This is a genomic window from Lonsdalea britannica (assembly GCF_946477055.1).
GTDB lineage: Bacteria > Pseudomonadota > Gammaproteobacteria > Enterobacterales > Enterobacteriaceae > Lonsdalea > Lonsdalea britannica_A.
This window is the reverse complement of the sequence record NZ_CAMKXG010000197.1, coordinates 1-6657: the sequence shown is the minus strand read 5'-3', so window position 1 is coordinate 6657 and position 6657 is coordinate 1. Positions and strand designations below refer to the sequence as shown.

The 6657-nt window shown below is 58.6% G+C and carries 4 protein-coding genes; all 4 read right to left on the bottom strand.

Annotation, left to right across the window (positions count from 1 at the left end; all coding sequences use genetic code 11):
• Positions 1-1846: xanthine dehydrogenase molybdopterin binding subunit (xdhB, locus tag Q7O77_RS12840; RefSeq protein WP_304167927.1), on the bottom strand; the 1846-nt coding region annotated here is incomplete at its 3' end.
• Positions 1836-3278 (bottom strand): xanthine dehydrogenase small subunit, encoded by a 1443-nt coding sequence (gene xdhA / locus Q7O77_RS12835; RefSeq protein ID WP_304167924.1) that lies wholly within the window; start codon positions 3276-3278, stop codon positions 1836-1838. The genes xdhA and xdhB, both read right to left, overlap by 11 nt.
• A gap of 637 nt (positions 3279-3915) precedes the next feature.
• Entirely contained in the window at positions 3916-5247 is a 1332-nt protein-coding gene (gene ssnA / locus Q7O77_RS12830) for a putative aminohydrolase SsnA (protein ID WP_304167921.1), read from the bottom strand.
• A 3-nt stretch (positions 5248-5250) separates the two neighbouring features.
• Positions 5251-6657: FAD-dependent oxidoreductase (locus Q7O77_RS12825; protein WP_304167918.1), on the bottom strand; the 1407-nt coding region annotated here is incomplete at its 5' end.

Genomic DNA, 6657 nt, shown 5'->3' with positions numbered 1-6657 from the left:
TATAAGAGACAGGAATGCCCGGCACCCGATAGTAGCCCGTGGCCGACAGCGACACCTGATTGAGCCACGCCAGATGCGCGACCTGCGCAAACGTCAGATGCTGGTTGCCTGCGCGTATGACGCCATTGTGAAACGCGACGTCCGCCGGTTCACAGTCATACAGGCGGCACAGCAGTTTGACGAGACGCTGCTTAATGATTTCCGCCGCCTGCTGGGCTGCTTTACCATTTAAGTCCGCGCCGCTGGATGCCGCGGTCGGCGAGGTATTCGGCACTTTCCCTGTATGCGTAGCGGTGACCTGAATCGACGCGATATCGATTTGCAGCACCTGCGCCACAATCTGCGCCACCTTAGTATTCAGCCCTTGCCCCATCTCCGTGCCGCCGTGATTCAATTGCACGCTGCCATCGGTGTAGACCAGCAACAGCGCGCCGGCCTGATTGAGAAACGTGGCGGTAAACGAAATGCCGAACTTGATCGGCATCAGCGCCAATCCACGCCGCCGCGTTGCGTGACGGGCGTTAAAATCCTCAATCTCCGCGCGGCGCTGACTGTACGCGGCGCTTTGCTCCAGCCGCTCGGTAATCTCATTCAGCAGATTTTGTCTGACCGGCTGGTAGTAGTGGGTCATATTGCGATCTGCTACCCCGTAATAGTTACGCTTGCGGACCTCTAGCGGATCCAAATGCAGGGTACGTGCGATATGTTCGATGACCTGTTCAATCGCCGCCATCCCCTGCGGGCCGCCGAAGCCGCGAAAGGCCGTGTTGGAAACCGTGTGCGTGCGGCAGCGGTATCCGGTAATGAGCGCATCGCCCAGATAATAGGCGTTATCCGCGTGGAACATGGCGCGATCGACAATCGATCCCGAGAGGTCCAACGAATGGCCGCAGTTTGCCGCCAGATCGATCTTCACGCCGCTAAACACGCCATGGTCATCAATGCCCACCTCATAGCGCACGAAAAAACCGTGGCGTTTGCCGGTGATACGCATATCGTCGCGCCGCGACAGACACATTTTTACCGGTCGTCCCGTCACACGCGCAGCAATTGCGCATAAACAGGCGACGGCCGCTCCTTGAGACTCCTTGCCGCCGAAAGCGCCGCCCATACGGCGCATTTCCACCGTGACTTCGCTTTGGCGAACGCCGAGCACCGAGGCGACCAGCTTTTGCACTTCGGTCGGGTTTTGGCTGGACGCGTAAACCGTGACCGTCTGATTTTCGCCCGGACATACCAACGCAGACTGCGTTTCCAGATAAAAGTGCTCCTGCCCGCCAACGTGGAACTCGCCCGTCAGGCGGTGGGCCGCGCGGGCCAACGCCGCATCGACATCGCCGCGTCGATGTTCAAAGGGACGCTCGACATAGCACTGTTTTTCCAGGGCGTCTTTCACGTCCAGTATCGGCGTGAGCACCTCGTAGTCGATCACCGCCGCCTGCGCGGCCCGTCTGGCGGCTTCGCGGGTTTCCGCCGCGACCACCAGCACCACCTGTCCGGCATAGTTCACTTCGCCATCCGCCAGCAGCAGGTCGCCCGGCGCTAAAGCGCCGATATCCGGGTTCCCCGGGATGTGTTGCCGGGTGACGACCGCCGCCACGCCCGGAATGCGATAGCAGGGTTCGACGTCCAGCGACCGAATACGCGCGTGGGCGTGATCGCTCAAACGCGGGCAAAGATGCAGGACGCCTTCCGGTTCAGGGCGATCGTCGATATAGCGCGCCTCGCCGCTGACATGTTGCTCCGCGCTCTCATGAACGCGGCTATCCCCCACCGCACCGGGCAGCGGCTGGCGGAATTGCGCTTGCAGCGCGGTTTGTTCAGGCTGTGAAGGATTATGCGACATGGGAGACGACCTCCGTTTCGGGCGCTTCGCCTTGCATCCACTCGTAGTAACGCAGCAGCAGATTTTTGGCGATCTGACGGCGATATTCGGCGCTGGCGCGCGCATCGCTCAGCGGCGTGAAGTCCTGCTCCAGCGCCTGACAGGCGGCGGCGACCGTCGCCCGGTTCCACGGCTGATGCAACAACGCCTGTTCGCAGCGCTCGGCCCGCCGGGGGATCGCATCCATTCCCCCGAAGGCGACGCGCGCCTCGGCGACCCGTCCGCGCTGGAGTTGCAGTGAAAACGCGCCGAAAACAATGGAAATATCGTCATCTGAACGCTTGGAGACTTTCCACGCCTGAAAATGATCCAACCGCGGACCGCGCGGGATCCTCACCTCACGAATAAATTCGCCCTCTTCTAACGCGGTGTGGCGATAGGAAAGGAAGAAGTCATGCAGCGGCAGCGTGCGGGTCCGTCCCCCTTGTTGCAGCAGCAGTTCGGCATCCAGCGCCAGCAGCATCGGCGGGGTATCGCCGACGGGAGAAGCATTGGCGATATTGCCGCCTAACGTGCCGCGATTGCGAATTTGGCGTGAGGCGAAACGATGCAGTACCTGCGAAAACGCGGGGATTGACGTCTCCAGTAGCGTTTCGCACTGCGTGATGCTCATCCCCGCGCCCAGATAAAACGCGTGTTCATCCGTCCGCCAGCGGTGAAGCTCGCTCACCTGATCCAGATCGATGAAAGGCGCGCCATCGTCAGCCGCTTGCGCGATGTCCAACATCAAATCGGTCCCGCCCGCCAATAGCCGGGCCTGCGGATAGCGCTGATAACAGTCGGCCAGCTGGTCCAACGTCGCGGGAATAAAACAGTCGCGCGCGCCCTGAGAGAGCGTCTCTACCTCTGTCTGAGACAGCGCCGCCAGCCGCGCAACGGTCAAGGCTTCGTCACGGCGAAAGCTGTCTTCTGTTGGATGTTCGCACAGGTAGCGGGCCGCGGACATAATCGGCCGATAGCCGGTACAGCGACACAGGTTTCCCGCCAGCGCCTGTTCGGCTTCCGCCCGATCCCACCCCGTGCTCTGCTTTTGCAGCACGAACAGCGACATCACCATGCCCGGCGTACAGAAACCACATTGGGAAGCATGCAGATCCACCACCGCATGTTGCACGGGATGCAGCGCCCCCTGCTGCCGAAGATCCTCAACGGTAATCAGCTGTTTACCCTGCAACGCGCTGACCGGCATCAGGCAAGCGCTGGCTGTCTCATAATGCAACCGTCCTTGCTCTACCCGGCCGAGCGCCACGGTGCAGGCGCCGCAATCGCCCGATCCGCACCCCTCTTTGGTGCCCACGCGACGTCTTCGCTGTCGCAAATACGCTAAGACGGTCATGGCAGGATCGAGATCGCGTTCAACCACCGGCGTGTCATGCAATAAAAATTGGATCATGCGGTTTTATCCTGGGTTATCAACGGATGATGTCTAATAGGAGCAATTCCCATACCAAAATAAAAACCGCATCTTTATTTCATTTATTTTCCGAAAGGCAAACGATTGCCAATTTAAGAAAATAATCGCACCGGATACACGCATTAGGACGCCGATAACGCGATCATTTCCGCCCTAAATGTTATGCACCATGAAATAGCATTCTGGCATGAATATGCCCATATAAAGTGCATGGTCATATTGTATTTTCGGCACCCATAATGATGGAGGAAATAAATAGACTGCATCGAATACGAGAATAACCGACAGACAGCCAGTCGATGCCACGTGGGGTTAACACGAGTAAAATTGCGGCCTCCACCCCGTCAGAGGCACAAAAAGATAATCATCAAAAAAAATAAAACAGACCACATTCATCTCCCTACTAAATCGGGAATCGCTGGGTGTGATTTACAATCAAAAAATAAGGTCTGACGATTAATTTCAATAGTGAATTAATAATTAAATTAACAATACTTCGATATTGATATTAATAATCCGTCCCGATATAAAAACACGAACCAAATAAAAAAACCCTCCGCGTTCACGAAGGGTTTATCGGGTTTTAAATATAGCGAATCACGCGGTGATACTCGGCTTATCCGCCTAAGTTATCCATCCGCTGCCACAATTTTTTCGCTTCCCGTCGGGCATGGAAATAGATTTCCTCGACGTCGAAAGGAAAACGGCGATCCTCATACACCATATTGCCCGCCACCATGACGCTGTGTACGCTGGCGGAATTGAGCCCAAACGCCAGATGACCGGCCAGATTCTCTGCGCATAGCGGTGTCGGCGACGAGTAATCAAACACGGTTAAATCCGCCTGATACCCGGCGGCGAGCGCGCCGAATGAGGCCTGAAAATTACGCTCCAGCAGCAGATTGCCCTGATGCAGAAAGCGCATAAAACTATCCGGCCACAGCGTACCGCCCGCATCGCGGTGCTTGAAATAGGCAAATTTCAGCTCTTCGAACATGTCGGCGCCGATACCGTCCGTGCCGAGCGCGACGTGGCGATACTCGGCCAGACGCGGATTGTAGCCCACCTGATTGTTCATATTGGAGCGCGGATTATGCACCAGACAAGCATCCGCATGGTTGATCACCGCGACATCCTCGGCGGAAAGACAGAGGCCGTGCGCAATCAGGCTTTTCTCGTTAATCAGGCCTGCGTTCGCCAGTCTGACCATCGGGTCAACGCCATAGTGGTGATGACTGTGCGAAACATCATAGCGATCTTCCGCCACGTGCAGATGTAGCCCGCGCCCGGTGATCTGCACGGCGCTCTCCAGCAATGCCAACCCCGCATCGCTGAGCGTGAAAGGCGCATGAGCGCCAATATGCGCTTCGACCAGATAGGGCGTTTTCCCGGACTTTTTATCCAGATCGATACGATGCGCAAAACGGATATTCTCTTCCACCCCGCGACGCAGTTCATCCAGCCCGCCGTTTCGGTCCGTCGTTTCATAACAGGTCATGCCACGCAGACCGGCGGTCAGAAACCCCTGGCGCAGAATATCCAGCGAACCGGCAATGAGCGACGGCGACGCATGATGGTCAATCACCGCCGTACAGCCTTGCTTGATGGCCTCCAGCGAACAGACCAGCCCGCTGTAATACAGCGACTCCTCGTCCAGCGCGCGATCCAGCTTCCACCACAGATTCTTGAGCGTGGAAATGAAGTCGGGACAGGGGTCAATGCGCGCCATCACGCCTCGCGCCAGCCCGGAGTAAAAATGGTGATGAGCGCAAACAAGGCCCGGCATGACCAGCCGTCCGTTCATCTCTTTGACCGCCGCCGCCGGATAGCGCGCCGTCAGTTTGGTCCCGACCGCCGCAATCTCCGTGCCGTCGATGGCGATGTCCACGCCCTCATCCACCCGTGCCGGCGAAAACTGTACCGCAGTCGCATTGCGTAAAATCAGCATGAGTTACTCCTCCACCGCGCCAAGCAGATAGTGATGTTCTCGATAAACCGTTGAAATAATTCGGCACATATCGGCCAGCGCCGGTGGAGCGCTGGCGATAACGCCGTGCGGGTCGATCGCCAGGTGATAAATTTGTTGTTCGTGGCGCACCAGCACGCCGTCCTCATCCAGCATAAATCCGGGATTACCGCTGGCGGCAAAATCCTGCCGCAAATTGAAGATCGTGACTTTGTCCCGATACGGTTTCCCGTCCCACGGGCAGAACTGAGCGCAGTTGCCGCACTCATTGCAATAGGCATCAATGTGCAGCGTCTGAAAACGGTCACGAAAGCCGGGAACGGCAATCGAGATATTGGCGCGATTGGGGCAGACATCCACGCACTTGGCGCAGACGTAGTTGCATGACAGGCAGCGGGCGGCCTCTTGTTGGGCAAACGCATCTTGCTCATCGGCCCCGACCCGGCGCAGCGCTATCGTGCCTTTGCGACGGTAGATATCGTCAGGATCGGTATTCAGCCAGCGTTTGGCGGCGTGGTCGTCATGCACATTTTCCCGGCGCAATATCTCATCCGCCGCGCGGCGTGCCGCCCCCATCGCCGCGACAATTGACGCCGGGCCGCTGTGCGCATCGCCTATCAGAAAGACGTTTTTGCGTTCCGTTTCCTGCGTCTGGCGGTTCACCGGCGGGATACCGTTCTCCGCCAGCGGAACGCCTATACGGGCCAGCGCCTCGTAGTCCGGCTCTTCCCCGATGGCGGAAATCAGCGCGTCCAGACACACCACGTCGGTGCGTTCGGTCGCCTGCGGACGCGACCGCCCCAGCGCATCCGGTTCGCCGGGCTGCATAATGCGTAGCGTCACCGTCCCATCCGCGTCAAAACGCTCCGGGCTGACCCAGAAGCGAAAAACCACGCCCGCGCGGCGCGCCTCCTCCACCTCCTCTCGCCAGGCGGGCATCTCTTTTTCGCCCCGTCGATAGAGCAGCGTCACCTGCGTGACGCCAGGGACCCGCAGCGCCGCGCGGGCGCAATCCATCGCGGTATTGCCTGCGCCGATCACCCCGACCGAACGCCCTAAGGAGAGCGGCTCCTGACGGTTAAAGCGCCGCAGGAACTGAAACGATGACCACACGGCGCCATTGTCTCCCGCCAGCGCCGCCTCCCGGCTGCGGTAGGCGCCGGTTCCCACGCACACATAGGTATATCCCCGCTGGCGTAACGCCTCGACCGTCAGATCGTCATCGCAGCCATAGTGAAACTGCACGCCGTGCTGGGCGACGAAATCAATATCATGCTGGATTTTTTCCGCCGGAATACGGAACTGCGGCACGACGTGGCGCACCACGCCGCCCGCGCTTGGCTCCCGTTCAAACACGGTGACCGGATGGCCCGCCCGCGCCAGAAAATACCC

Bases quoted from the DNA above. Each gene is read 5' to 3' on its own strand.
- xdhA (WP_304167924.1), bottom strand. From the start codon at position 3,278: ATGATCCAATTTTTATTGCATGACACGCCGGTGGTTGAACGCGATCTC.
- ssnA (WP_304167921.1), bottom strand. From the start codon at position 5,247: ATGCTGATTTTACGCAATGCGACTGCGGTACAGTTTTCGCCGGCACGG.